The 24,138-nt window shown below is 56.7% G+C and carries 20 protein-coding genes and 3 tRNA genes; 17 read left to right on the top strand and 6 right to left on the bottom strand.

All coding sequences use genetic code 11. The features are described 5' to 3' along the window. Positions 1–13: 13 nt before the first annotated feature. Positions 14–1,234, bottom strand: coding sequence for a glycosyltransferase family protein (locus D0544_RS06490; RefSeq protein ID WP_125015174.1), 1,221 nt, complete (start codon positions 1,232–1,234; stop codon positions 14–16). A 252-nt stretch (positions 1,235–1,486) separates the two neighbouring features. On the opposite strand from D0544_RS06490, the gene D0544_RS06485 reads away from it, so the two are divergent. Next, complete coding sequence (locus D0544_RS06485; protein WP_125015173.1) at positions 1,487–2,797, top strand: adenylate/guanylate cyclase domain-containing protein; 1,311 nt, start codon at positions 1,487–1,489, stop codon at positions 2,795–2,797. On the opposite strand, the gene D0544_RS06480 is transcribed toward D0544_RS06485, so the two are convergent. From D0544_RS06480 to D0544_RS06470, 3 genes are all read right to left on the bottom strand, one after another. Then, on the bottom strand, positions 2,794–3,414 hold the full coding sequence (locus tag D0544_RS06480) for an HD domain-containing protein (RefSeq protein WP_125015172.1): 621 nt from the start codon (positions 3,412–3,414) through the stop codon (positions 2,794–2,796). The two genes, D0544_RS06485 and D0544_RS06480, sit on opposite strands and share 4 nt — an antisense overlap. Before the next feature lie 6 nt (positions 3,415–3,420). Then, positions 3,421–3,885, bottom strand: a complete 465-nt coding sequence (locus tag D0544_RS06475) for a cyclic nucleotide-binding domain-containing protein (RefSeq protein ID WP_125015171.1) — start codon at positions 3,883–3,885, stop codon at positions 3,421–3,423. 132 nt (positions 3,886–4,017) lie between these two features. Further along, positions 4,018–5,670: an electron transfer flavoprotein-ubiquinone oxidoreductase gene (locus D0544_RS06470; protein WP_125015170.1), complete on the bottom strand. Its 1,653-nt coding sequence runs from the start codon at positions 5,668–5,670 to the stop codon at positions 4,018–4,020. 371 nt (positions 5,671–6,041) lie between these two features. Between D0544_RS06470 and D0544_RS06465 the strand changes: the two genes are divergently transcribed. The 15 genes from D0544_RS06465 to arsJ all read left to right on the top strand — a co-directional run bounded on the left by D0544_RS06465 (position 6,042) and on the right by arsJ (position 19,190). Further along, entirely contained in the window at positions 6,042–6,791 is a 750-nt protein-coding gene (locus tag D0544_RS06465; RefSeq protein ID WP_125015169.1) for an electron transfer flavoprotein subunit beta/FixA family protein, read from the top strand. Continuing rightward, on the top strand, positions 6,791–7,720 hold the full coding sequence (locus D0544_RS06460) for an electron transfer flavoprotein subunit alpha/FixB family protein (RefSeq protein ID WP_125015168.1): 930 nt from the start codon (positions 6,791–6,793) through the stop codon (positions 7,718–7,720). Before D0544_RS06465 ends, D0544_RS06460 begins: the two co-directional genes overlap by 1 nt. 178 nt (positions 7,721–7,898) lie before the next feature. Further along, entirely contained in the window at positions 7,899–8,552 is a 654-nt protein-coding gene (gene uvrY, locus D0544_RS06455) for a UvrY/SirA/GacA family response regulator transcription factor (protein WP_207905780.1), read from the top strand. 41 nt (positions 8,553–8,593) lie between these two features. Next, entirely contained in the window at positions 8,594–10,426 is a 1,833-nt protein-coding gene (uvrC, locus tag D0544_RS06450) for an excinuclease ABC subunit UvrC (protein WP_125015166.1), read from the top strand. Between the two features lie 47 nt (positions 10,427–10,473). Continuing rightward, positions 10,474–11,037 (top strand): CDP-diacylglycerol--glycerol-3-phosphate 3-phosphatidyltransferase, encoded by a 564-nt coding sequence (gene pgsA, locus D0544_RS06445; protein ID WP_125015165.1) that lies wholly within the window; start codon positions 10,474–10,476, stop codon positions 11,035–11,037. Between the two features lie 117 nt (positions 11,038–11,154). Further along, positions 11,155–11,230, top strand: a tRNA-Gly gene (locus tag D0544_RS06440). 50 nt (positions 11,231–11,280) lie between these two features. Then, a tRNA-Cys gene (locus tag D0544_RS06435) sits at positions 11,281–11,354 on the top strand. 176 nt (positions 11,355–11,530) lie between these two features. Continuing rightward, positions 11,531–11,617: transfer RNA gene (locus D0544_RS06430), tRNA-Leu, on the top strand. 89 nt (positions 11,618–11,706) lie between these two features. Next, positions 11,707–13,152 carry a mannose-1-phosphate guanylyltransferase/mannose-6-phosphate isomerase gene (locus D0544_RS06425; RefSeq protein WP_125015164.1) on the top strand — a complete coding sequence of 482 codons (1,446 nt, stop codon included), beginning with the start codon at positions 11,707–11,709 and terminating at the stop codon, positions 13,150–13,152. Next, a complete protein-coding gene (galU, locus tag D0544_RS06420) occupies positions 13,149–13,976 on the top strand; it encodes a UTP--glucose-1-phosphate uridylyltransferase GalU (protein ID WP_125015163.1) in 828 nt (275 codons plus the stop codon). The genes D0544_RS06425 and galU overlap by 4 nt, the downstream gene beginning before the upstream one ends. A 277-nt stretch (positions 13,977–14,253) precedes the next feature. Beyond that, positions 14,254–15,474 carry an adenylate/guanylate cyclase domain-containing protein gene (locus D0544_RS06415; RefSeq protein WP_125015162.1) on the top strand — a complete coding sequence of 407 codons (1,221 nt, stop codon included), beginning with the start codon at positions 14,254–14,256 and terminating at the stop codon, positions 15,472–15,474. Between the two features lie 151 nt (positions 15,475–15,625). Further along, complete coding sequence (locus D0544_RS06410) at positions 15,626–16,609, top strand: permease (RefSeq protein WP_125015161.1); 984 nt, start codon at positions 15,626–15,628, stop codon at positions 16,607–16,609. A 36-nt stretch (positions 16,610–16,645) separates the two neighbouring features. Beyond that, positions 16,646–16,879 carry a thioredoxin family protein gene (locus D0544_RS06405; RefSeq protein ID WP_341538846.1) on the top strand — a complete coding sequence of 78 codons (234 nt, stop codon included), beginning with the start codon at positions 16,646–16,648 and terminating at the stop codon, positions 16,877–16,879. Positions 16,880–16,908: 29 nt separating this feature from the next. Further along, positions 16,909–17,916 carry an ArsJ-associated glyceraldehyde-3-phosphate dehydrogenase gene (locus tag D0544_RS06400; protein ID WP_125015159.1) on the top strand — a complete coding sequence of 336 codons (1,008 nt, stop codon included), beginning with the start codon at positions 16,909–16,911 and terminating at the stop codon, positions 17,914–17,916. Positions 17,917–17,924: 8 nt separating this feature from the next. Then, the gene (gene arsJ, locus D0544_RS06395) at positions 17,925–19,190 is read left to right on the top strand and encodes an organoarsenical effux MFS transporter ArsJ (protein ID WP_243647254.1); all 1,266 of its coding nucleotides are present in this window, start codon (positions 17,925–17,927) and stop codon (positions 19,188–19,190) included. A gap of 123 nt (positions 19,191–19,313) precedes the next feature. Here the strand turns inward: arsJ and D0544_RS06390 are convergent, their stop codons facing one another. Then, on the bottom strand, positions 19,314–22,163 hold the full coding sequence (locus D0544_RS06390; protein ID WP_125015158.1) for a heavy metal translocating P-type ATPase: 2,850 nt from the start codon (positions 22,161–22,163) through the stop codon (positions 19,314–19,316). Further along, the gene (locus tag D0544_RS06385; RefSeq protein ID WP_125015157.1) at positions 22,160–22,588 is read right to left on the bottom strand and encodes a MerR family transcriptional regulator; all 429 of its coding nucleotides are present in this window, start codon (positions 22,586–22,588) and stop codon (positions 22,160–22,162) included. Before D0544_RS06385 ends, D0544_RS06390 begins: the two co-directional genes overlap by 4 nt. Before the next feature lie 608 nt (positions 22,589–23,196). Between D0544_RS06385 and D0544_RS06380 the strand changes: the two genes are divergently transcribed. Beyond that, positions 23,197–24,123, top strand: coding sequence for an SDR family NAD(P)-dependent oxidoreductase (locus D0544_RS06380; RefSeq protein WP_125015156.1), 927 nt, complete (start codon positions 23,197–23,199; stop codon positions 24,121–24,123). Positions 24,124–24,138 lie beyond the last annotated feature (15 nt).

The following is a 24,138-nucleotide window of genomic DNA, read 5'->3' as shown; positions in this document are numbered from 1 at the left end:
GGGGCGGAGGGACTCATTCTTCAGGCTGATTGGGTTGCAGGTTATGGCCTCGCTCACACATGATCCGATAAACCGTCGAGACGACGTTATCAATACCGTTGAGCATCCCTTTGCACATCTCCCGTGTAGGTGGCGGGGTCGTGCTCAGGGCTTTGAGGGCACTGATCATGGTGTCGGTATTGTCGAGATCGTCGGGGTCCACCATCTGCACTAATCCGCATTCCGCGGCCTTACTCGCACGGATGTACTGCTCGAGGCGGGGCGTTTTACGGGGCACTATAATGGCCCGCTTGCTGAAGGAGAGAATTTCGCAGAAGGTGTTGTAGCCCCCCATGGATACAACGGCTTCCGCCTTGGCGATCAGCCCTTCAAGGTGATTGTTAAAGGTAATCACCTTGACCCGTTGCAGGCAGGCCGCACGGGCGGCAAACCGCTCTCGTTCCTCGCTGGGCATAAAGGGACCGAGGACAATCAGGGCCGGCAGTGGAAGCTCTGTTTCGGCCTGTTCATAAGCGCGTAACACCCAGTCAACCAGCTCGATCCCGTCACCTCCCCCTCCTGTGGTCACCAGCAGGTAGGGTTGTTCGAGGGGTAATGGCTGGTTTAAAGCGGCCTTGGGCAGCCTCCGGTTGAGGTAGCCGGTATAGCGCATCTTGTCATCGATCGGGCGTGGGAGGCTGACCCCTTGTAACGGGTTGCCCATTGACTTGGGGCCGTATACCCAAACCTGGTCAAACAGGGCGTCAAGGTGCTCAGGGATGCCCTTGGACTGCCACTCCCGATCCAGGGCTTCGGCCTCGTCCATGACATCCCTTAGCCCCAGCACGTTGGTGGTTCCCAGAGCCTTTAGCATCTTCAGGGTATGTTTTACTTCGCCCTTGAGACCAAGGGGCTCCTTATCAACGAGAAATATGTCCGGCGAGAAGCTGAGCGCAGTGCTGTAAATGATCGATTCGCGAATCGCCAGGGTCTGTGCAAGGTCAATGTGCAAGCCCAGGCTGGTGTAGTCGCCATCGTAGAGCTTGATAACGCCAGGAATGCGTACGAAGTCTACCCGTGCGCGAAAATCAAATCGCCCAATGATGGGGGAGCCGGTAAGGATCAGTACGGAGATCGATTTGTAATGCCTGACCAGGGCGTGGGCAATGGTATGACAGCGCCTCAGGTGACCCAGCCCATAGCTGTCATGGCTGTAGATGAGCACTCGCGCGTCGGGCTTAATAGACTGCTTCATGGTTCCTTCAACGTCATGGGCAAGCGGCAGGCATCCGTTGCTGGAGTCATACTATAAGTGACTGACAAGTCAATTTGTACCTTCCCTGAGGAAAGAAATAAGCAGAGGGTCGGTTCTTATCTCTAAACAGGCAACGGCGCCAGGATAGCTATCCGTGTGAACAAACTACTGCAGTGGGGATATGGGCTAATCTCAGATCGGGCTCATGGTGATTTGAACCATGAGGCTGGCCCGATTCTCAAGAGCTCCCGGGTGAGTGCCGCTATCTATCGGCAGCAGCAGGGCAGTGAGCGCCTGATTGCCTGGGTAGAGTTGGCGGTTGTTTTGACCTTTCTATTGCTTTACCTGTTGACCCCCAAGACCTTTGTGGCACCGGAGCTGAACGTTTCATTCGACGCGAGCCTGTGGCCGCAACTGCTGGAGGCGATTAGCAGGGAACCCGTGCCCTGGGCCCTTGGGCTCTATCTGGTGGTGACGCTTGGTGGTTTGCTGCAGGCCTACTCTGAGCGTCTGCTGAGCTGGCGCTCCTACAGTGCCATCGTACTTAATTTTGCGTTGCTCTATGGTTTGATCTGGAGCTTCCATGTGCAGTACCAGCAACCCCCGGCGTTTTACCTGAAAGCACCTACACTGCTCTATGTTTTCATATTTATTGCTATCAGGGCGCTCCGCTTCGAGGCCCGTTACGTACTCTTTGCAGGGGGCTGTGCGGTCGTTGGTTGGATGCTGCTTGTTTACTACGTTCTCTATGCCAGTGGCGGAGAGATGCCCCTGACCCGGGATTATGTCCATTACCTGACCTCGAACTCGGTGCTTCTGGGGGCTGAGTTCGACAAGATGATCTCTATGGTGATTGTGACCTCGATTCTGGCACTGGCGATTACGCGGGCGCGCGCGCTACTGTTTGAGGCCGTTGTGGAGACCAAGATTGCCACCGATTTAGCCCGCTTTGTTCCGGCTGAGGTGGCGCGTCAGGTATCCAGGGACGACCCCGACCTGGAGTTCGGTGGTGGCAAAGTGGGGGAGGCGACCATACTCTTTAGCGATATCGAGGGGTTTACCTCGCTCAGTGAGCAGACCCCCCCCGTGGACCTGATTAGACGCCTGAATCGCTATTTCAGCGTTCTTTCGGGTCCGATTGAGAGCAGGGGCGGGGCGATTAACCAGTTCCAGGGGGATGCGGTACTGGCATCGTTTAATATGCCTATAGAGGATAGGAATCATGCGGTTAATGCGATCCGTGCGGCGCTGGAGATTCAAGCACGATTGCGCACCGAAGACGCTGCACTGGTCACCCGGATCGGGATCAACACCGGCAGTGTAGTGGGGGGGCTGGTGGGAACACCCGAACGCTTGAGTTACACCGTCCACGGTGACACGGTTAATCTGGCCGCGCGACTGGAGCAACTCAATAAGGAGTATGGAACCTGCATCTTGCTGTCCGAAGCAACCCGTCGCCAGGCGGAGGGGGTGTTCGACTTTGTTGAGGTTGCCGAGGTGATGGTGCGTGGCCGCCGAGGTTTGACGAAGCTCTATACCCTTGCTGGCGAGATGGAGCCTTAGCTCGCGGAGAGAACCCGGGTCAGGTTGTAGCGTGCCTGCTGCTCCAGGTGGTCGCGAAAGTGTTGAGTGTGAAACAGGTGGGGCCTGCTGAGCAGCATCTGAAAGAATTTACGCTGCGCCGCGTTGTAGTCTTCGTCACTGAGGTGTGGGCTTTCCCTACGCACATTGCGGCTGTCTTGAAGAAACGCTTCCCAGGGCCTTCCCAGCGAGGAAAGGTCAATGTCCGCTAAATAGCAACCGTCCTGGCTGGCGGGCGGGTTCTGGTGAGTCGTGTCCATGATCAGCTCGGCAATGCGATCCCGTCTCTGCAGGCAGTCGGAAGAGGTGCCTACCAGTTGGCAGAAAAAATTGGCGCTGTCGGCCTCGTTACTGTCGCTGTTGATACGGTAGATTACGTCATGAAACCAGAGCGCCATCTCTACCTCTGCCGGGGAGCCCAGCCTGCTGGAGATCTTATCCAGCTGCTGCAGGCAAAAGCCGATATGGTCCTGATTGTGGTAGAAGCGTCCTTCTCCAGCGTAATGGGTAGCAATATGCACCCATACCGTTTGTGCATCGAATGCAGCCTGGTTATCGAAAAGGGTTGTCCATAGCCGGAGAAATCGTGTTCTGTCCATGATCTTCTATCCGCCGGCTAAGCGCAGCTTCTCCTGCAACGCTTCATAGGCGGTTTGTGCCTCCGCCAGTTTATGGCTGAGTTGGCGCATGACATCCAGCGATACTTCCGGGTTTTCGGTCAGGAGTTTGATGAAAATATCCTCGCCGATGCGGAGCACTTCCACTTCCGAGCGGGCGCGAATGGTAGCAGAGCGTGGCTGCTTGGTAATGACGGCCATCTCGCCGATCAGAGAGTTGGCCCCACGTACAGCAACCACCAACTCGGTACCGGCGCCATTGGCAAGGACTTCAACGGCACCGGACATAATTACAAAGGCGCTGTCGGCGGGCTGGTCCTTCTCAAACAGAGTCTCTCCCGCCTGATAGGTCAGTGCTTCGCTGGTAAAGGCGATCAAGCGAAGTTTTGATGTTTCCAGTTTGGAAAACATCGGCACCTTCGCCAGCTGGCAGACCTCCTCTTCAATATCCAATCTAAAAACTCCTGACCCTTTTCTGGTTCATTTTGCGCAAGAAAGCCGCAGCGGGCAAGCGTAGAGCCCGGATAGGATAAAAAAGGGGCCTTAGGCCCCTTTAAATGCATGGATAACCGCGCCGACTACCCCCTACATGTTAGGGTAGTTAGGGCCGCCGGCTCCTTCCGGGGTTACCCAGGTAATGTTCTGCGCCGGATCCTTGATGTCACAGGTTTTGCAGTGAACGCAGTTCTGGGAGTTGATCTGGAAGCGTTTGCCGGCTTCATCCTCGATAATCTCATAGACGCCTGCGGGGCAGTAGCGCTGTGCCGGTTCATCAAACTTTGCAAGGTTGTCCCCCAGAGGAATACTGTCATCCGCCAGCTTGAGGTGGCATGGCTGGTCCTCTTCATGGTTTGTGTTGGAGAGGAAAACCGAGCTCAACTTGTCAAAGCTGATGACCCCATCGGGTTTTGGATAGTTAATCACCTTGCACTCGCTGGCGGGCTTGAGTGTAGCGTGGTCAGGGGTGCTGTCCTGCAGGGTGAATGGCAGCTTGCCGTTGAAAATGTTGAGATCCACAAACGCAAAGGCACCACCGATGATGTTGCCAAACTTATGCATGGCTGGGCCGAAGTTGCGCTGTTGGTGAAGCTCTTTATACGCCCAGCAAGCTTCAAATTCAGTTTTGAACCCTTCCAGGTTGTCACCGCCCTGGCTACCGTTTTGTATCACTTTGAAGACCACTTCAGCGGCAACCATTCCGGATTTCATCGCCGTATGAGTGCCCTTGATTTTGGCGAAGTTGAGTGTGCCTGCTTCGCAACCGATCAGCAGGCCACCGGGGAAGTTCATCTTGGGCAGGGCCTGTGGGCCACCCTTGGCAATGGCACGGGCGCCGTAAGAAACGCGCTTGCCTCCTTCCAGATATTGTTTGACGACAGGGTTCTGCTTGAAGCGTTGCATTTCGTCGAAGGGGCTGACGTGTGGATTGCTATAGCAAAGGTCAGTGATCAGGCCAAGTACCACCTGGTTGTTTTCAGCATGGTACAGAAAGCCGCCGCCTTTGCTGTCGCTTTCGCTCAGCGGCCAGCCGGCGGTATGCATCACGAGCCCCTCTTTGTGCTGCTCGGGGTTGATATCCCAAAGCTCCTTGATGCCGATACCATAATGCTGGGGGCCGGCATCCTTATCGAGCTCGAAGCGGCTAATGAGCTGCTTTCCAAGGTGTCCCCGACACCCCTCGGCGAAGAGAGTGTACTTGGCGTGTAGCTCCATACCGGGCATGTAGCTGTCTTTCTGGCTGCCATCAGCGGCAATACCCATGTCGCCTGTGGCCACACCCTTAACGCTGCCATCATCGTTAAACAGGACTTCGGAAGCCGCAAAACCGGGGAATACCTCTACTCCAAGGGATTCTGCCTGCTCAGCCAGCCAGCGGGACAGGTTGCCGAGGCTGACGATGTAGTTGCCATGGTTGTGCATGGTCTTTGGCACGAAGAGGTTGGGAACCTTTTGCGCCTTTTCCTGGCTCTTGAGGACAAAGATCTGGTCATCGGTGACCGGTGTGTTAAGCGGTGCTCCCAGCTCTTTCCAGTTGGGAAAGAGCTCGTCGATCGCGGTGGTCTCAATAACAGCCCCTGAAAGGATGTGGGCGCCGACTTCGGAACCTTTTTCAACTACACACACGCTAAGCTCGCTGCCGGCCTCCTGGGCTTGCTGCATAAGTCGGCAGGCAGCTGACAAACCAGCCGGTCCGGCACCTACGATGACGACGTCAAACTCCATCGATTCACGTTCCACGCTGTATCTCCTCAAGGTTTTCTGTTGTTATTTGGAGCCAGCTAGGGCACAGCTCCCAAAAGATGCTTGCCCGATTTTAAACAACTGTTTTAATATTGTCTAACTGGTTGTTTCGAAAGGATTCAGTTTTCGGTTTTGCGTAGATCGGAATCTGGATTTATTGGCTGTCGAATACACTCACTCGTTGGAGTGAAGATGGCCTGGGAGCTGGGTGGGCGCCTTGACCTGCTATAGGGATGGGTTCAAGATACCGGCCACTTAAATTATCAGTAACGCCTTGTTGCGGTCTGCTTCGGGGTATTGCATCGGCTCCACTGGCGCTGTATCGGTCGGTGGCTATTTCTAAAAAACGGACATTATACGAGGATTCCATGAAGGTTCTTGTAGCTGTAAAGCGAGTCATAGATTACAACGTAAAGGTCCGTGTAAAAGCGGATAACACTGATGTTGATCTGACCAACGTCAAAATGGCCATGAACCCTTTCGACGAGATCGCAGTTGAAGAAGCTGTGCGTTTGAAGGAGAGCGGGGTAGCAACGGAGGTGGTTGCGGTCTCCATGGGTGGTAAGGAGTGCCAGGAGCAGATTCGTACCGCTCTTGCGCTCGGTGCTGACCGCGGCATTCTGGTCGAAACCGATGAAAAACTCGGCTCTTTGAGTGTGGCCAAGCTGCTAAAAGCGCTCGTAGACGAGGAGAAGCCTGACCTGGTGATTCTGGGTAAGCAGGCGATCGACAGCGATAATAACCAGACTGGCCAGATGCTGGCTGCGTTGGCGGGCCTGCCTCAGGGTACCTTCGCCTCTGAAGTCAGTGTGGCTGACGGCAAGGTGGCGGTCACTCGTGAGGTGGATGGTGGACTGCAGACGATTTCCCTCTCCCTGCCTGCTGTCCTTACCGTTGACCTTCGTCTAAACGAGCCACGCTATGCCTCCCTGCCGAACATTATGAAGGCCAAGCGCAAGCCGCTGGACACCAAGACCCCTGCGGATCTTGGTGTGACGGTCGAGTCTACAGTGACCACGCTAAAGGTTGAGGCGCCTGCGGAGCGTCAAGCCGGCATCAAGGTGGCCAGTGTCGAGGAGCTGGTTGAGAAACTGAAGAACGAAGCGAAGGTGATCTAATGGCTATTCTAGTAATTGCAGAACACTCCAACGATGCTGTTGCCGGCGCTACCCTAAATACGATCAGCGCAGCACAGGCGATTGGTGGTGACATCGACCTCCTGATTGCCGGGAGCGGCTGTGGGGCAGCGGCTGAAGCGGCTTCAAAAATTGCAGGGGTCAACAAGGTTTTGGTTGCCGATCATGCTGCCTACGGTCACCAGCTGGCCGAGAATATTGCATCCCTGGCTGCTGAAGTTGGCAAGTCCTACAGCCATGTCCTGGCTCCTGCGACCACCAACGGCAAGAACTATATGCCTCGCGTAGCAGCCCTGCTGGATGTGGATCAGATCTCTGAGGTGATCCGAGTCGACAGCGCTGATACCTTCGCTCGTCCTATCTATGCCGGTAATGCGATCGCCACAGTGCAATCCAGTGCCGCTATCAAGGTTATCACGGTCCGGGCCACAGGTTTCGATGCCGCCCCTGCCGAGGGTGGAAGCGCCTCGATTGAGACGCTTGCAGCGGCCCAAGACAGCGGAGTCTCCAGCTTTGTTGGGGAGGAGCTGGCTAAGTCTGATCGTCCTGACCTGACCGCTGCCGATATTGTTGTTTCCGGTGGTCGTGGCATGGGTAACGGTGAAAACTTTGAGTTGCTTTACACCCTTGCTGACAAGCTGGGTGCCGCTGTTGGTGCTTCACGAGCCGCTGTGGATGCGGGCTTTGTACCCAACGACATGCAAGTTGGACAAACGGGTAAGGTGGTAGCGCCTAACCTCTACGTTGCGGTCGGTATCTCCGGGGCTATTCAGCACCTGGCGGGAATGAAGGACAGCAAGGTCATTGTGGCCATCAATAAGGACGAAGAGGCACCTATTTTCCAGGTTGCCGATTATGGCCTGGTTGCTGACCTCTTTGAGGCGGTTCCTGCTCTGGAAAAGCTTCTATAAGTTCGTTGTGATGAGCTTCACAGAAGGCCTGCACCGCTTTGGTGTAGGCCTTTTTTTGTGTCTATAAAACCACCAGTCTGCTATTTTAATGCTCGGGCAGGCGTTTTACTTATAGGTGCTCTGTTAGAAAGGCTCTATAACGTATTGAAAAAAAAGAAAAATGGCGGAGGGTTGGCGCTTGATTAAAGTATTGGTGGCAGACGACCACGATCTGGTTCGTACCGGGATTACACGTATGTTGGCCGATGTCGAGGGTATCCTCGTGGTCGGCGAGGTCAATAATGGCGAAGCCGCCGTTGATCTTGTCCGCCGTGTGGATGTTGATGTTGTGCTGATGGATGTCAAGATGCCGGGGATCGGTGGGCTTGAAGCGACCCGTAAGATCGTCCGTTCAAACCCGGATGTAAAAGTGATTGCCGTTACAGTGTGTGAGGATGAGCCCTTTCCATCCCGTTTATTGAAGGCAGGAGCTTCCGGCTATGTAACAAAAGGGGCTGGTCTGGACGATATGGTCAACGCGATTCGTATGGCGGCGAGCGGGAAGCGTTACGTTAGCGCCGATATCGCCCAGCAGATGGCGTTAAAACCTTTTCAGGACGAGGAGGCGTCGTCCCCCTTCGATCAGCTCTCTGAACGTGAGATCCAGATCGCCATGATGATTGTTAACTGCCATAAGGTTCAGGTGATCTCGGATAAGTTGTGCCTTAGCCCAAAGACCGTCAACAGTTACCGCTACCGGATTTTCGATAAGCTGGAGATCAGCAGTGACGTTGAGTTAACGCTACTGGCTGTGCGCCACGGCATGGTTGATAGTGAAAGCATAGCCGGTTAATCTTTGCGCCTACTGTGGATCCGCCATCAGGGGGGTAGGCGGTGACCTCCGCTGTTTTTGACCATAAGGCATTTCTCTCTTCTCAGCAGCACCAGCCGGGCATCTACCAGATGTACGATGCTGAGGCCGCCATTCTCTACGTGGGTAAAGCCAAAAGCCTGAAGAGTCGGCTTTCCAGCTATTTTCGTAGTTCAGGCCTTGCCCCCAAGACCGCGGCGCTGGTAGCCCGTATAGCCCATATTGAAACCATCGTCACCAATACCGAGGCTGAGGCGCTGATCCTTGAACAGAACCTGATTAAACAGCTGCGCCCCCCCTATAACATTCTGTTGCGCGACGATAAATCCTACCCCTACGTGTTTATATCCACTGACCGAGCTTACCCGAGACTGGGTTTTTACCGGGGACGAAAGAGGCCCGGCGTTGAGTATTTTGGCCCCTATCCGAGTGCAGGAGCCATCCGTGAAAGTATGAACATATTGCAGCGGGTGTTTCGCGTTCGCCAGTGCGAGGACAGCTACTTTCGCAATCGAACCCGCCCTTGCCTGCAATACCAGATCAAACGGTGCAAAGCGCCCTGTACAGGGCTTGTCAGCGAGCAGGAGTATGCCGTTGATGTAGAGCGCTCGCGCCTCTTTCTGCAAGGCAAAAGCCAGGAGCTGATCTACAAGCTGCTGGAGGAGATGGAAGCTGCAGCCGCTGCCCTTGAGTTCGAGAAAGCTGCCGAGCTCAGGGACCAGGTTACTCAGCTACGTTCGGCCCAGGAACAGCAGGTAATTGACCGCAATGGTGGCAATGTAGATGTTGTGGCGATGGCTGAGCAGGGTGATCATCTGTGTTTTTCAAGGCTCGGGATTCGTGGTGGACGGGTGATTGCAAGTCACAGTAGTTTCCATCAGCGCAAAACGGATGACGGCACTGGAGAGATCTACGCAGACTTTTTGGCACAGCTGTACCTGGGGCAACGTTCGTCCACTGAGCTACCGGAGGAGGTGGTTACCGCAGAAGCGGTAGAAGATGCGACCCTGCTGGAACAAGCGTTCGCCAAGGGGCTGGGGCAACCTCTCAAAATACGTCACCGCGTGCGGGGGGACAGGGCAAACTGGGTACGGTTGGCGCTTAAAAATGCCCAGCAAAGCCTCAGTGCCCGGCTCAGCAGTAAAAGCAGTATTCGCCAGCGTTACCTTGAACTGCAGCAGCTGCTGGAGCTGGACAGGGTGCCAGCCCGGATGGAATGTTTCGATATTAGCCATAGCTCGGGCGAAGCGACCGTTGCTTCCTGCGTGGTTTTTAATGAGGAGGGCCCCCTTAAGTCCTCCTATCGGCGCTTCAACATCCGTGGGGTAACCCCTGGTGATGATTATGCAGCCATGCGACAGGCACTGCAGCGCCGCTACAGTCGTGTGTTGAAGGAGGGAGCAGCGCTCCCCGACCTGCTATTTATTGATGGCGGTAAAGGCCAGCTATCCATGGCCAATCAGGTGGTTGAGGAGCTGGGCTTAAGTGGCATGTTACTGGTGGGGGTTGCCAAGGGCGAGACTCGTAAGCCTGGTCTGGAAACCCTGATCGTCAATGGCAGTTTCGAGGAGATTCAGCTACCCAGGGGGTCGGGAGCCTTGCTACTGGTGCAGTCCATTCGTGATGAGGCGCACCGCTTTGCGATTACGGGCCATCGCCAACGCAGGGCCAAGGCGAGAAACAGGTCACGGCTTGAGGATGTACCGGGAATTGGGGCCAAGCGCCGCCAGCAGCTATTGAAATATTTCGGGGGTCTGCAGGGAGTCGTTGAGGCGCCGGTTTCCGAGCTTCAAAAGGTGCAGGGGATCAGCGCTCATTTGGCCCATCAGATTCATGACGCTTTACATCCAGATTAATCACTCTAATATCTACGCTTCTGCGTACGTATCGCTTTAAGGGCTCAATGAATATCCCCAATATCCTAACGTTGCTGCGGGTGGTGCTGATCCCCGTGATTGTGGTCGTCTATTACCTCCCGGTGGGTTGGAGCTATATGGCGGCTGCCGGGGTGTTTTTTATTGCCGGCTGCACCGATATGCTGGATGGTTACCTGGCCCGTCGCTGGAATCAAAGTACCCCCTTTGGTGCTTTTCTGGACCCGGTGGCCGATAAACTGATGGTCGCTGTATCCCTGACCCTTCTGGTTCATGAGTACGCCAGCTTTTGGGTAACCGTCCCCGCAATGATCATCATTGGCCGAGAGATTGTGATTTCAGCCCTCAGGGAGTGGATGGCCGAGCTGGGCAAGCGAACCAGTGTGGCGGTCTCTTACATCGGTAAAATCAAAACCGCGGCCCAGATGGGGGCCATCTTCTTCCTGCTGGCTACTCCTGCTGAGCTCAAGACCCTGATGGGGCTGGTCGGTTACGGGTTTCTCTACCTGGCAGCAGTCTTGACGATCTGGTCCATGTGGCAATATCTTGCGGCTGCCTGGGGTGACCTGATGCCTTCGGATGACCACGACTGAGTGTTTAAAATCTGACCAAAACTCTTTTTTGAATCAATGGGTTGACAGGAATTCTCGAGCGAATACAATACGCACCACCTGACCACAGGTGCAGCGGTAGCTGGGTAAACTTACAGGGCGGGAATAGCTCAGTTGGTAGAGCACAACCTTGCCAAGGTTGGGGTCGCGAGTTCGAGTCTCGTTTCCCGCTCCAAATTTTCTGCATTTTGGGTATCGCCAATGGGCGCTATCCAACCCTGATAAGGCTGGGTGGCAGAGTGGTCATGCAGCGGACTGCAACTCCGTGTACGCCGGTTCGATTCCGACCTCAGCCTCCATCTCTCGCTTGAAAACAGGGACGTTTTCGGCAACACCAATATCCCCAAAGTACATTTTTACCCCGCTAAAAGTTTTACCTGTTTTTGGATAAATCTCTGTTAAAACAGCTTGTTACGTTAAAGTTATCCGTTGTAAACTAGCCACGCTGCCGGCTCAAAGGCCGCTGCCATTCCTGGCCCGGATGGCGAAATTGGTAGACGCAAGGGATTTAAAATCCCTCGACCGTTAGGTCGTGCCGGTTCGATTCCGGCTCCGGGCACCACCCCTTTCCCCGGCCATCTCAGGCCTCCTCCGCAAATATCCGCTACTATCTGTAAGTACATTCGACTGGCCTTACAACAGGGATAGTTCATGATTGTTCCGGTAATTTTATCCGGGGGTAGCGGATCCAGGCTCTGGCCTCTGTCCAGGGAGTCTTACCCCAAACAGCTCATTCGTATGCTGTCTGACTGTGACAGCATGATTCAGCAGACCTGGAAGCGATTGAGCAACCTGGAAGCCGTTGATCCCCCCCTGATTATTTGCAACCAGCAGCATCGTTTTATCGTTGCCGAGCAGATGCAGCAGTGCGGAGCCGAAGGGGCATCGATCGTATTGGAGCCCTGCGGTCGAAATACCGCGCCCGCTATAGCGGCGGCGGCCCTGATCGCTCATCGAAATGGAGACAACCCGACCCTCCTGGTTTTGCCGGCAGACCATATGGTCGAGCGAGTGGGTGAGCTGCACCAACAGATAAAGGTGGCCAGCCACCTGGCTGACCAGGGGTTGTTGGTCACCTTCGGCATCGTCGCAAACCGTCCAGAAACCGGTTATGGCTATATAAAGGGCGGCGCTGAGTTGTTGGGTGGAGGCCTTGTTCTGGATCACTTTGTTGAAAAACCCTCTCCGGAACGCGCGAAAGCGCTGGTGTCCAGCGGGGATTACTTCTGGAACAGTGGCATGTTTATGTTTAGGGCTGCCAGCTTTTTAGAGGAGTTGGCGTCTCATCAGCCGGATCTTTTGGCGGCGGTCACCCGCGCGGTGGAAGGGGCTACCGAGGATCTGGACTTTATCCGTTTAGCCGAAACGGAGTTCGCTGCATCGCCCAATATCTCCATCGATTACGCCGTTATGGAACACACCGGGAAGGGCGCAGTCGTGCCCTCGGATATTGGCTGGAGTGATGTGGGGGCCTGGGATTCCCTTGCGGACCTTCAACCGGTGGACGAGAAGGGCAATGGCGGGGTGGGTGACCGGCTGCTCGTTGACTGCAAAAACAGCTACGTGCATGCAGATAGCCGCCTGGTTGCCGCCGTTGGGTTGGAGGGGGTGATTGTCGTCGAGACCGATGATGCCGTACTGGTTGCAGACCGCTCCAGGGCGCAGCAGGTAAAAGAGGTGGTAGCCCTGCTGAAAAAAGAGGGGCGGACCGAAGCCTTGCAGCACCGTACGGTCTATCGCCCATGGGGTAAATATGAGGAGATCGATACCTCTGACCGTTTCCAGGTAAAGCATATCCGGGTCAACCCGGGCGCCCGGCTATCGCTACAGATGCACCATCATCGAGCCGAGCACTGGGTGGTGGTGCAGGGAACCGCAAAGGTCACCTGCGGTGAGCGACAGTTTCTGGTGAGTGAGAATGAATCCACCTACATTCCACTGGGCGAGAAGCACTGCCTGGAAAATCCGGGTAAGATACCCCTTGATCTTATAGAGGTTCAGTCAGGTAGTTATCTTGGCGAGGATGACATCATCCGCTTTGATGATATCTATGGGCGTGCCGAAAGCGAAAGATTACCAGGGACACAGAATAAATGATTCGAAAATGCCTTTTCCCCGCTGCAGGGTATGGAACCCGCTTCCTTCCGGCTACCAAGTCGATGCCCAAGGAGATGATGCCGATAGTCAACAAACCGCTTATCGAGTACGGTGTTGAAGAAGCTCTGGAAGCAGGTCTTGACCAGATCAGTATTGTGACCGGTCGCGGTAAAAGGGCACTGGCCGACCACTTCGACACCAATTACGAGCTTGAACACCAGATCGCCGGCAGCTCGAAAGAGGCCATGCTGAACGATATTCGCCACCTGATCGATGCCTGCACCTTCTCCTATACCCGCCAACGGGAGATGAAGGGGCTGGGCCATGCGATCCTCACCGGTGAGACGTTGATTGGCGACGAACCCTTTGCGGTGGTTCTGGCGGACGATCTCTGTGTTAACCCCGGCGATGGCGTTTTGTCACAGATGGTGAAGCTGTTTCGTCAATTTCGCTGCAGTATCGTCGCGATTCAGGAAGTCCCGGCCGATGAAACCTATAAATATGGCGTGATCGATGGCGAGATGATCAAGGAAGATATTTTTCGCATCAACAATATGGTTGAAAAACCGGCCCCCGAAGATGCCCCCAGCAATATGGCGATTATCGGTCGCTATATTTTAACGCCTGATATTTTTGACATTATTCGCAACACCAAGCCCGGAAAGGGGGGAGAGATCCAGCTCACTGATGCCCTGTTGCAGCAGGCCAAGGATGGGTGCGTACTGGCCTATAAATTCAAGGGCAAGCGGTTTGATTGCGGCAGCGTCGACGGATACATTGAAGCCACCAACTACTGCTACGAGAATGTTTACCGCGGCGACTGACCTAAGAAAGGGGCTGCAGTGCCAGGGTGGCTACCCAGCGGCCCCGGGTTCGTTTCAAGGTGAAGTGGCTTGCACCGAGCTGTATCAAACGTTTCAGGCATTCGTTGAGGGTTGGGGTTGCTACGGTAATCATTGCGTTGCTCAGGCTCTGTAGGGGTAGGATTAGGGTAGCGACTGGCTTTTTTTCTCACCATTGGCAGATGCCACAGTGCGAGGGGTAGTAATACCTATGCCCCTGCGCAATCCGCCTATGGGTAGCGGCAAGGAGTAAAATTTCTTGAGTCTGTCAGCGTCCGGAAGCCCGCTTACTCCCGAGCCCCTCTCACAATGGATGTTGCACGAGGGGTGGAAGATTACTGACGCCGGCGACCTGACCCAGGCTCTGGTGGATCGACTCTTGGCGCTTGGCGTCCCCCTGTATCGCATTCGCATTACGTTGCGCCTGCTGCACCCCCAGGTAACCGGCTTCAGCTATACCTGGGTGGCGGATAAAGAGGGGATTGAAGTTTACCGCCCCCCCCATGAGATGCTGCGTTCGGAAACCTACAGGGATAGCCCCTACTGGGCCATATTCGAAGAGGGGGCGGGTGCCATACGTCGGCGCCTGGCCGGGCCTGATGCTCAGCTTGACTATCCGCTGCTGGTCGAGTTGGCCGAGGCCGGAGCTACCGACTACGTGGCCCTGCCGATTTCCTTTATGGATGGCACTATCCACGCCATGACGCTGGCTACTAATGTAGCTGAGGGCTTTTCAGTTCATCACCTGGCCATGATTTACGAGCTATTGCCTGTACTTTCGAGGCTGCTGGAGATCCATGCCCTTCGTGCTACCTCGCGCATCCTGTTGGAGACCTATCTTGGCCAGCGGACCGGTACCCAGGTATTGCAGGGGCGCGTCAAGCGTGGCGACGGTGAGCAAATTGAAGCGGTTATCTGGTTTTGTGATCTCAGGGGCTCTACTCAGCTGGCCGAGCAAATGGGGTTGGAACCTTTTATCGAGCTGCTTAACCGCTTTTTTGAGATCATGGCCGACTCGGTGCTCGACCAGGGCGGCGAGGTGTTGCGATATATCGGTGATGCGATGCTGGCGATCTTTCCAATCGGTGCTCACGGTTGTGCGTCGCTGCCAGGGGAAGTGGCGCAAAACGCACTGAGCGCTGCCTATGCTGCCATCGGCCGCATGTCCGCTGAGTCGCAATGCGGCTCCCTTGAGTTTGGCATCGGACTTCACTTCGGAACGGTCATGTACGGCAATATAGGCGCTCCGGGTCGTCTCGAGTTTACTGCCATTGGAGCAGCCGCCAATGAGGCGGCGCGCATACAGGACCTCACCAAAACCCTGGGCAGGCCTCTGCTTGCTTCCCGCCAGTTTGTTGAGATCAGCTCAATGGAGAAGTGGCAGAACCTCGGCAGCTTCCCGCTCCGTGGTGTCGCCGGCGAGCGTTTCATCTTTGCGCCGCAAAACCTGCTTTATGAGCCCTCTTCAACTCCAGGGTAGTGCAGTAACGCAGCCAGCGATGGTTACCGGTAACCCGGGCCCGGATCTCTGCTGGTCATAAAGATGAACTATTCTCAGAGAGGAGTTATGGCCACTTGCTGCTGGCTTGTTGGTGGCTCGATAAAGGCGTGAATACCATAAGGTGGTTTCTATGCTGCACTGGTTTAGTCTCCTGGCCGACTGGGTTCTGATCAGGGTTGGTGTGGATAAGTCGGAGCCTTTGGGGGAGGCCCTGCACTTTTTTATCGAAGACACCAGCAAGATCTTTGTCCTCCTGATGATCATGATCTACCTGATCGCCCTGGCCCGGGCCTCTTTAAGGATCGAACGGGTACGTGACTATCTGGCGGGCCAGCATCGCCTGTTAGGCTATGGCCTGGGTTCCATGTTTGGCGCCGTTACCCCCTTTTGTTCCTGTTCAAGTATTCCGCTCTTTTTAGGCTTTACCTCGGCCGGCATACCGGTGGGGGCAACCATGGCTTTCCTGCTGACCTCTCCCTTGATCAATGAGGTGGCCATTGTGCTTTTAGGTGGACTGCTGGGCTGGAAGTTTGCAACGGTTTATATCCTTATTGGTATGGGCGTGGGGATATTGGGAGGTCTGTTCCTGGACAGTATTGGGGCGGAGCGCATGCTGCAGCCACTGGTTCAGCAGCTGAGCGGGCAGGGGGCGTCTCCGGCCAGCGCCACGGGGCAAAGACGGCTGACGTTGGCCGATCGGCACCGCTTTGCCGCTGCCGAGCTAGAGGAGATTCTGCGTCGTGTCTGGAAATGGGTGTTTATCGGCGTCGGCCTGGGAGCGGCCCTGCATGGCTTTGTGCCTGAAGGGTGGATTGAGCAGAACCTGGGCGCCGGCCAGTGGTGGACCGTACCCACTGCGGTACTGGTGGGTATCCCCCTGTACTCAAATGCCACCGGTGTTATTCCGGTGATGGAGAGCCTGATCCTCAACGGCCTGCCTGTGGGGACGACCCTAGCTTTTTGTATGAGCACGGTGGCGGCCAGCTTCCCCGAGTTTATTTTGCTGAAGCAGGTGATGCAGTGGCGCCTATTGGCGATACTTTTTGTGATGTTACTGGTCTCCTTTACCCTGGCCGGCTGGTTGTTAAATGCATTTGCGGGTTGGGTGATCTGAGACCCTCGATGAAAATCCACTAAGGAGGGAGCCCTGATGGAGATAAAAGTACTGGGAAGCGGTTGCGCGAAGTGCGAAAAAACGGTGGAATCCATATCCCGCATTGCCCGCGAGCTTGGGGTCGATGCCAGTGTGGTCAAGGTGACCGACCTGCAGCAGATCGTGGCGCTGGGAGTAATGAGTACACCGGGGGTGGTGGTTGACGGCACGCTGGTGCACAGCGGCTCGATTCCCCACCGCGATGAGATCGAGCGCTGGTTGAGCGGTTAATCTGGGATGGCACAGGGCGAGGAGCGAGAATGAGCGTGCGAGTAGGAATCAATGGGTTTGGACGTATGGGGCGCCTGGCACTGCGCTCTGCCTGGGGATGGCCCGATCTGGAGTTTGTGCAGGTGAATGAGCCGGCCGGTGATGCACACAGCCTGGCTCACCTGATGAACTTTGATTCCGTCCACGGGCGCTGGGAGCACGAAGTAGGGCACCGTGATCAGGCGTTGCTTATCGAGGGCCGAAGCCTCCGGCTGAGCGCCAACGCCACCATCGATGAGACCGACTGGTCCGGATGCGACCTGGTGATCGAGGCCAGTGGCCAGTTTCGCCGGGTCGAACAGCTCAACGACTATCTACGGCAGGGGGTCAAGCGGGTGGTTGTCACCGCGCCGGTTAAAGAGGCGGGGGCGTTGAACCTCGTGATGGGGGTCAATGACCATCTCTACGACCGGGAGCAGCACAGGATCCTGACCGCCGCCTCCTGTACGACCAACTGCCTTGCGCCCATGGTGAAGGTACTTCACGAAAGCATCGGCATACGCCATGGAGCCTTTACCACTATTCACGACATCACCAACACCCAAAGTATTCTCGACCAACCCCACAAGGACCTGCGCCGTGCCCGGGCCTGTGGCATGTCCCTGATTCCCACCACCACCGGCTCGGCCACCGCCATCATGGAGATCTATCCGGAGCTGAAAGGGCGTCTGGATGGCCATGCCGTTCGGGTTCCCCTGGCCAATGCCTCCATCACCGACGCCCAGTTCGAGCTCAATCGCGAGACCAGTATCGAGGAGGTCAACCGCTTGTTTAAAGAGGCCTCCGAGGGAAGCCTGCGGGGCATATTTGGCTATGAGGAGCGCCCCCTGGTCTCGATCGATTATCGCAGTGATCGTCGATCCGGCGTTCTTGATGGTTCCTTTACCCGCGTCGTTAATGGCACCCTGGTCAAGCTCTATGCCTGGTACGACAACGAAATGGGCTACGCGAACCGGACCGTCGAGCTGGCCCGTAAGGTCGCGCGGGAAGGGGTGTAGGGCGCAAGGTGTCAGTTCAGGATTCCCCTTCCGGGACGGCGCAACTGCGTAGCGGTCGCCGCCAATACCTTCTGGTAACGGCCAACTACTGGGGCTTTACCCTCACCGACGGTGCCCTGCGAATGCTGGTGGTACTCCATTTCCACCAGCTTGGCTATTCCCCTCTCGGTATTGCACTACTGTTTCTCTTTTATGAGCTGTTCGGGGTGGTGACCAACCTGGTCGGCGGTTGGCTGGGAGCCCGCCTGGGGCTTAACCGCACCATGAATATCGGCCTGGGGCTACAGGTGGTGGCGCTGTTGCTACTGACGGTGCCGGTGGAGCTGCTCAGTGTTCCCTACGTGATGTTTGCTCAGGCGCTCTCCGGCATCGCCAAGGACCTGAACAAGATGAGCGCCAAGAGCAGCATCAAGCTACTGGCCGCCGACGATCAGCAGGGACGACTCTATCGTTGGGTAGCGCTACTGACCGGCTCAAAGAATGCTCTCAAAGGGGTGGGCTTTTTCCTCGGTGGTGCGCTGTTGGCGGGGGTCGGCTTTCGCGGGGCGCTGGTTTGGATGGCGTTGGCGCTGGCGCTGCTGTGGCTTTCCAGCCTGAGAAGGCTGAGGCAGGACCTTGGCAAGGCAAACAGCAAAGCCAGGTTCAGGGAGCTGTTTTCCAAGAGTCGTGCCGTTAACCTGCTCTCGGCCGCCCGGCTGTTTCTGTTCGGTGCCCGGGATGTCTGGTTTGTGGTGGCCCTGCCGGTTTTTTTAAGTGCCAACCTGGGCTGGAGCCATGCCGAGGTGGGGAGCTTTCTTGCGCTCTGGATCATCGGGTATGGCGCCGTCCAGTCGATGGCTCCGCTGATCACCGGCAAGCGCAGCGGCCGGCTACCCGATGGGGGCAGTGCCTTTTGCTGGGCCGGACTGCTGTCGGTGATCCCCCTGTTGATCGCCCTGGGGCTCGATGGTGAGGTCCTGGACTATTCTCTGCGCGCTTACCTGCCAGGCACCGAGCCGCTGCTGGTGGGAGGCTTGCTGCTGTTCGGAGCCGTATTTGCTGTGAACTCGTCGCTCCACAGTTACCTCATCCTCAGCTATGCCCGGGAGGAGGGGGTATCCCTCGATGTGGGGTTTTACTACATGGCCAACGCCATGGGGCGACTGGTGGGAACCCTGCTCTCCGGCTGGCTGTTCCAGCTCTACGACCTGCAAAGCTGCCTGCTGGTCTCCACCCTGTTTCTGGCGCTGGCAGCCTTGCTTTCCCTCGGGCTACCCCGCCATCGCACAGTTTAAGATGAAAAGAGATCAGGCCCGGTCAGGTATCACCGGGCCTGCTGACTTAGCCCCGGTAGAGCCAGAACCACCAGACGATGGCCGCCATCAAGGCGAGGCCGAGTAGATTGACGATAAACGCGCTCATACTGACTCCTTGGCAACAGGGCCATTATCCGTGTGGGGGAGGTGGCTGGGGGCAAAAAAACGCAGCCGGTTGGCATTGCTGACCACGGTGACCGACGAGAGAGACATCGCCACACCAGCAATGACAGGGCTCAGCAGCAGTCCGGTAAAGGGGTAAAGCACACCGGCTGCCACAGGGATTCCCAGGGCGTTATAGGTAAAGGCACCCCAGAGGTTCTGCTTGATGTTACGTAGCGTTGCCCGGCTCAGCTCAACTGCGTCAGCAATGCCGTGCAGTGAACCACGCATCAGGGTGATATCGGCACTTTCGATCGCTACGTCGGTGCCCGAGCCGATGGCAAAGCCGACATCGGCCTGCGACAGGGCGGGGGCATCATTGATCCCGTCACCGGCCATACCGACCCGCTCGCCGAGGGACTGCAGGCGGCGGATCTCCGCCAGCTTGTCGTCGGGCATCAGCTCCGCCTGGTACTCATCGATGCCGGTTTGTCGCGCCACCGCAGCGGCGGTGGCTGGATTGTCCCCGGTCAGCATCAGCACCCTGACGCCATCCTGCTTGAGGCGCTGGATCGCCTCGGCGGCATCCGGCTTGATCGGGTCGGCGATACCAAACAGGGCGCTGAGGTGACCGTCGATGGCCACATAGACCAGGGTGCGCGCCTCTGCTTCCCAGGATTCGACATGACTCTGGGCAATGCTCAGGTCGATCCGGTGGTCAGCCATCAGGCGAGGGTTACCGATCAGCACTTGCTGGCCAGCCACCCGGGCCTGCAGCCCTTTGCCGGAGAGGGCCTCGAACGCCTCAACCTCCTGCTCACCCGACTGGTCCTGGCAGTAGCTGACCAGAGCCTCCCCCAAGGGGTGCTCAGAGCGGCTTTCGAGGGCATGGACGAGCGCCAGGGTGGGCTCCTTGGCTCCGTCCCCGTAAAGCTCGAAGTTGGTGACTCGGGGCTGGCCGAGGGTCAGTGTGCCGGTTTTGTCCACCACCACATAGCTCAGTGTGCTGGCCTTTTGCAGCGCCTCGCCGTTGCGGATAAGGATGCCGAACTCGGCTGCCTTGCCGACCCCGATCATGGTGGAGATGGGGGTAGCGAGCCCAAGGGCACAGGGGCAGGCGATGATCAGCACCGTGGTGGCGGCTACCAGCATGTGCACGACCCGGGGGTCAGGACCGAGGTTGTACCAGGCGAGGGCGGTCGCCACGGCAATCAGCATTACCGCGGGCACAAAAATCGACGATACCTGGTCGGCCAGTCGGCTGATGGGGGGCTTGCTGTTCTGGGCGCGGCGTACCATTTCGATGATCTGGGCCAAGCGGGTGGCTTTACCCACCCGGGTGGCTCGGAAACAAAGAGCACCGGTACGGTTCAGGGTGCCCGCTGAGAGCTCATCGCCAAGGGTTTTCTTAACCGGCATGGGCTCGCCGGTCAGCATCGACTCATCAAGGTTGCTGCTACCCTCGGTAACCACACCATCGACGGGGATCTGCTCACCGGGCCGCACCTGCAGCAGGTCATCCTGTTGCACCTGTTCAATGGGCAGCTCCTGGTAACGCCCCTCCCGCCATACACGGGCACTCTTGGTGCGCAGGTTCAGCAGGCGCTTGATCGCCTGGCTGGTGCGGCCCCGAGCTTTAAGCTCCAGGGCCTGGCCAAGATTGATCAGGCCAATGATCATGGCCGCTGCCTCAAAATAGAGACCGCGGGCCGCTTCGGGTACGATTCCGGGCGCCACCACCACCACCATCGAATAGAGCCAGGCCGCCCCGGTTCCGGTGGCGATCAGGGTGTCCATATTGGCGTTGTGGTGGGTAAAGGCTTTCCAGGCACCCACATAGAAGTGACGGCCGGCGCTGAGCAGTACCGCCAGGGTCAGGAGGCCAATCAGTCCCCAGAAGCCACGCTCGGCGGGGGATGAGAGCTCCATTCCATGCGTAAAGCCGGCGATCATCAAGGGGACACCCAACCCGAGGCCGATCCCTGTATTGATGAGCTTACGCCGGTACTCTGCGGCTTCAAAGGCCTCCTTCTGCTGTTCCGCCTGTTCCGGGTCCTCGACCAGGCTGGCACCATAACCGGCCTGCTCGACCGCATGGATTAAGTCCTCTGCCGACGCACTCCCGCTGACCAGTGCGCTGCGGCTGCCAAAGTTGACCTCTACCCGGTCCACGCCGGAGACCCCTTGGATCGCCGTCTCGATGCTCTTGACGCAACCGGCGCAGGTCATCCCCTCGAGGGCAAGCTGTAGCCCCTGACCCACCGTCTCTGGCTCTGGCTCTGGCTCGGGCTCGGGCTCTGGCTCGGGCTCTGGCTCGGGCTCCGCAGCATTAACCGGTTCCCTCGTTTCGGGCTCAGCGGTTTGCTGGGCGGCATCGGTTTCGGCGAGCGTTTCCGTCGGTTCTGCTGTCTCCAGCGGCTGGATGCCGTAGCCCAGCCCGGATACCAGCTCAATCACCTCGGTAGGAGGCAGCTGGCTCTGGATCTCCAGCACTTTGGCATCGAAATCGGCGCTGGCCTCGGCGCCCTCATCGCGATCGAGGAGGGCGGAGCGGATTTTGTTGAGGCAACCGTTGCACTTGACCCCCTCTACCCGGAAGCGGTGGTGGGGGGGAGCAACCGGTTCGCTGAGCGAGGCCCCGTAACCCAGCTCTTCGACCAGGTTAATCAGCTGATCGGCACTTAACACCGAGTGGACACGCGCCAAACGCTGTTCGAGATCCACCTCAATGGAGGCGTCAGGGTCGGACTCGACGAGGGCGCGGCGGATCTTGTTGACGCAGCCGTTGCACTTGACCCCCTCCAGCGACAGCTCGGTCTCGGGGACGGCAGTTGTGTGTTCAGTGTTCATTTCTCTGCTCCTGAAGGTTCCTGGTTGCTCCAGTGTTCGATCAAGGGGCAGATCGATCCCTGGCTGGGTTCGCCGTCAGGCATCTGTTCCCAGGCCTGCATCGCCTGCTCCATTCGGGTTAATTGTTGCTGCAGCTCGTTAATCTGCTCCCGCACCCGGGTCAGGTGCCGCCCCATCAACTGGCGCACCATTGGGCAGGGTGAGGTGCCCTCGTGTTCGTGGTGCACGATGGTTTCGATCTCGCTGAGGCTGAACCCCAGCAGGCGGGCCTTTTGGAAAAATCGCAGGTATTTGAGCGCTTCAGTATCGTAGATCTGGTAGCCGTTGCTCGGGTCCCGCTCCGGCTTAAGCAGCCCCAGGCGTGTGTAGTGACGAACGGTATCGGCCGTAACCCCGGCTTTTTTGGCGAGTGCGCTGACTCTCATGGTAACCACCAGCCTCCCTGGTTAGTTTGAAGTAGAACCCTAGTGTAAATCCTATGTGTTACACACAGGTCAACTTTTTTATTGTTTCATGATCAAGCCTGTCAGAACCAATCACCCCTATGGATGATTCAGGCTCCAGCAGGTTGACGCTACTAATACTGCATGCGATAAGAGCCGGGTGCGCTGGTCAGTTTTTTTCAGCTGCGGGGATTGGGCCTGAACGCTATAGGTCGGAGAAATGTAGGCGGTTGTCCCTATAACGTCTTTAATCAGGCTTCGAACCAGGGCGGTCGAATAGGCGGGGGCAGGGATGCATAGATAGCCGCTAGCCCTTTGGCATTGTGTTGAGCGATAGAAACATTCGGTATTCATTATGTGCGCGCTTCTTGAGCTCAAACACCACTGAACACTAGCCTGGCTGATTTCGGATTCCACTCCATTTGACTCGGTATGTACGCACATACATTCGCGGCCTTATAGAGTTCACTATTTAGGTAGAAGGCGAGCTGACTATACGACCGTATAGGGTGGCAGACCGTCATGACAGCGCTAAACCCGCTGCTGTCACGATGGATACTTGTGAAAACAGATTTAGCAAGGAGTTGGATATGACAATTCGTTTTGATGGTCAGGTGGCGATTGTCACCGGTGCAGGTAATGGGCTGGGTCGCTCCCATGCTTTGGCCCTCGCTGCTCGAGGTGCACGCGTGCTCGTCAATGATCTTGGAGGAGCCACGGACGGGAGCGGTGGAAGCCTCTCTTCCGCTGAACAGGTGGTTGAAGAGATACGTGCCGCAGGCGGTGAAGCGCTGGTCAATGGCGCCAATGTGGCTGACAACAACGAAGTGGAAGCCATGGTTCAACAGGCACTTGATGCCTGGGGGCGTGTTGATATTTTGATCAACAATGCCGGTATCTTGCGCGATAGCACCTTTTCAAAGGGTAGCCTGGATGATTTCTGGAAGGTGGTTGATGTGCATCTGAAGGGTACTGTCAACTGCACCAAGGCGGTGTGGGATGTGATGCGTGAGCAGGGTTACGGCCGTATTATCCTGACCGCATCGGCGTCAGGCTTGTACGGTAATTTTGGGCAGTCCAACTACGGTACAGCCAAAGCCGCCATGATCGGACTAATGAATGTGCTCCATCTGGAAGGGGCCCGTAACAATATTCGTGTGAATATTCTGGCCCCTACGGCGGCAACACGGATGACCGAAGGACTGATCCCCGAGCCGGTGCTTCCATTATTGGCTCCCGAGGCGATCACCCCGGGAGTTTTGTACATGGTGAGCGAAGAGGCTCCCTCGCGTGTGATTATGGGCGCCGGGGCTGGTGTTTTTGCGGTGAGCAGAATGTACGAGTCGGAGGGTTTGTTCCTTCCTGAACAGGAGCGGACTCCAGAAGTGATTGCTGAGCGCTTTGCCGAAATAAGTGATTCGACCGGCCAGCACGAGCTTAAAGAAGCGTCACAGCAAACCATGCGCTTTGTCCAAAAAGCCGCTACTGCCTTAGGCGTAGCACTTCCAAAAAGTTAAAAATAAAGAGGAAAA

Source organism: Aestuariirhabdus litorea (genome assembly GCF_003864255.1).
In the GTDB taxonomy this organism is placed as follows: domain Bacteria; phylum Pseudomonadota; class Gammaproteobacteria; order Pseudomonadales; family Aestuariirhabdaceae; genus Aestuariirhabdus; species Aestuariirhabdus litorea.
Note: the sequence above shows the minus strand (reverse complement) of the source record. Positions and strands in the feature narration are given on the sequence as shown.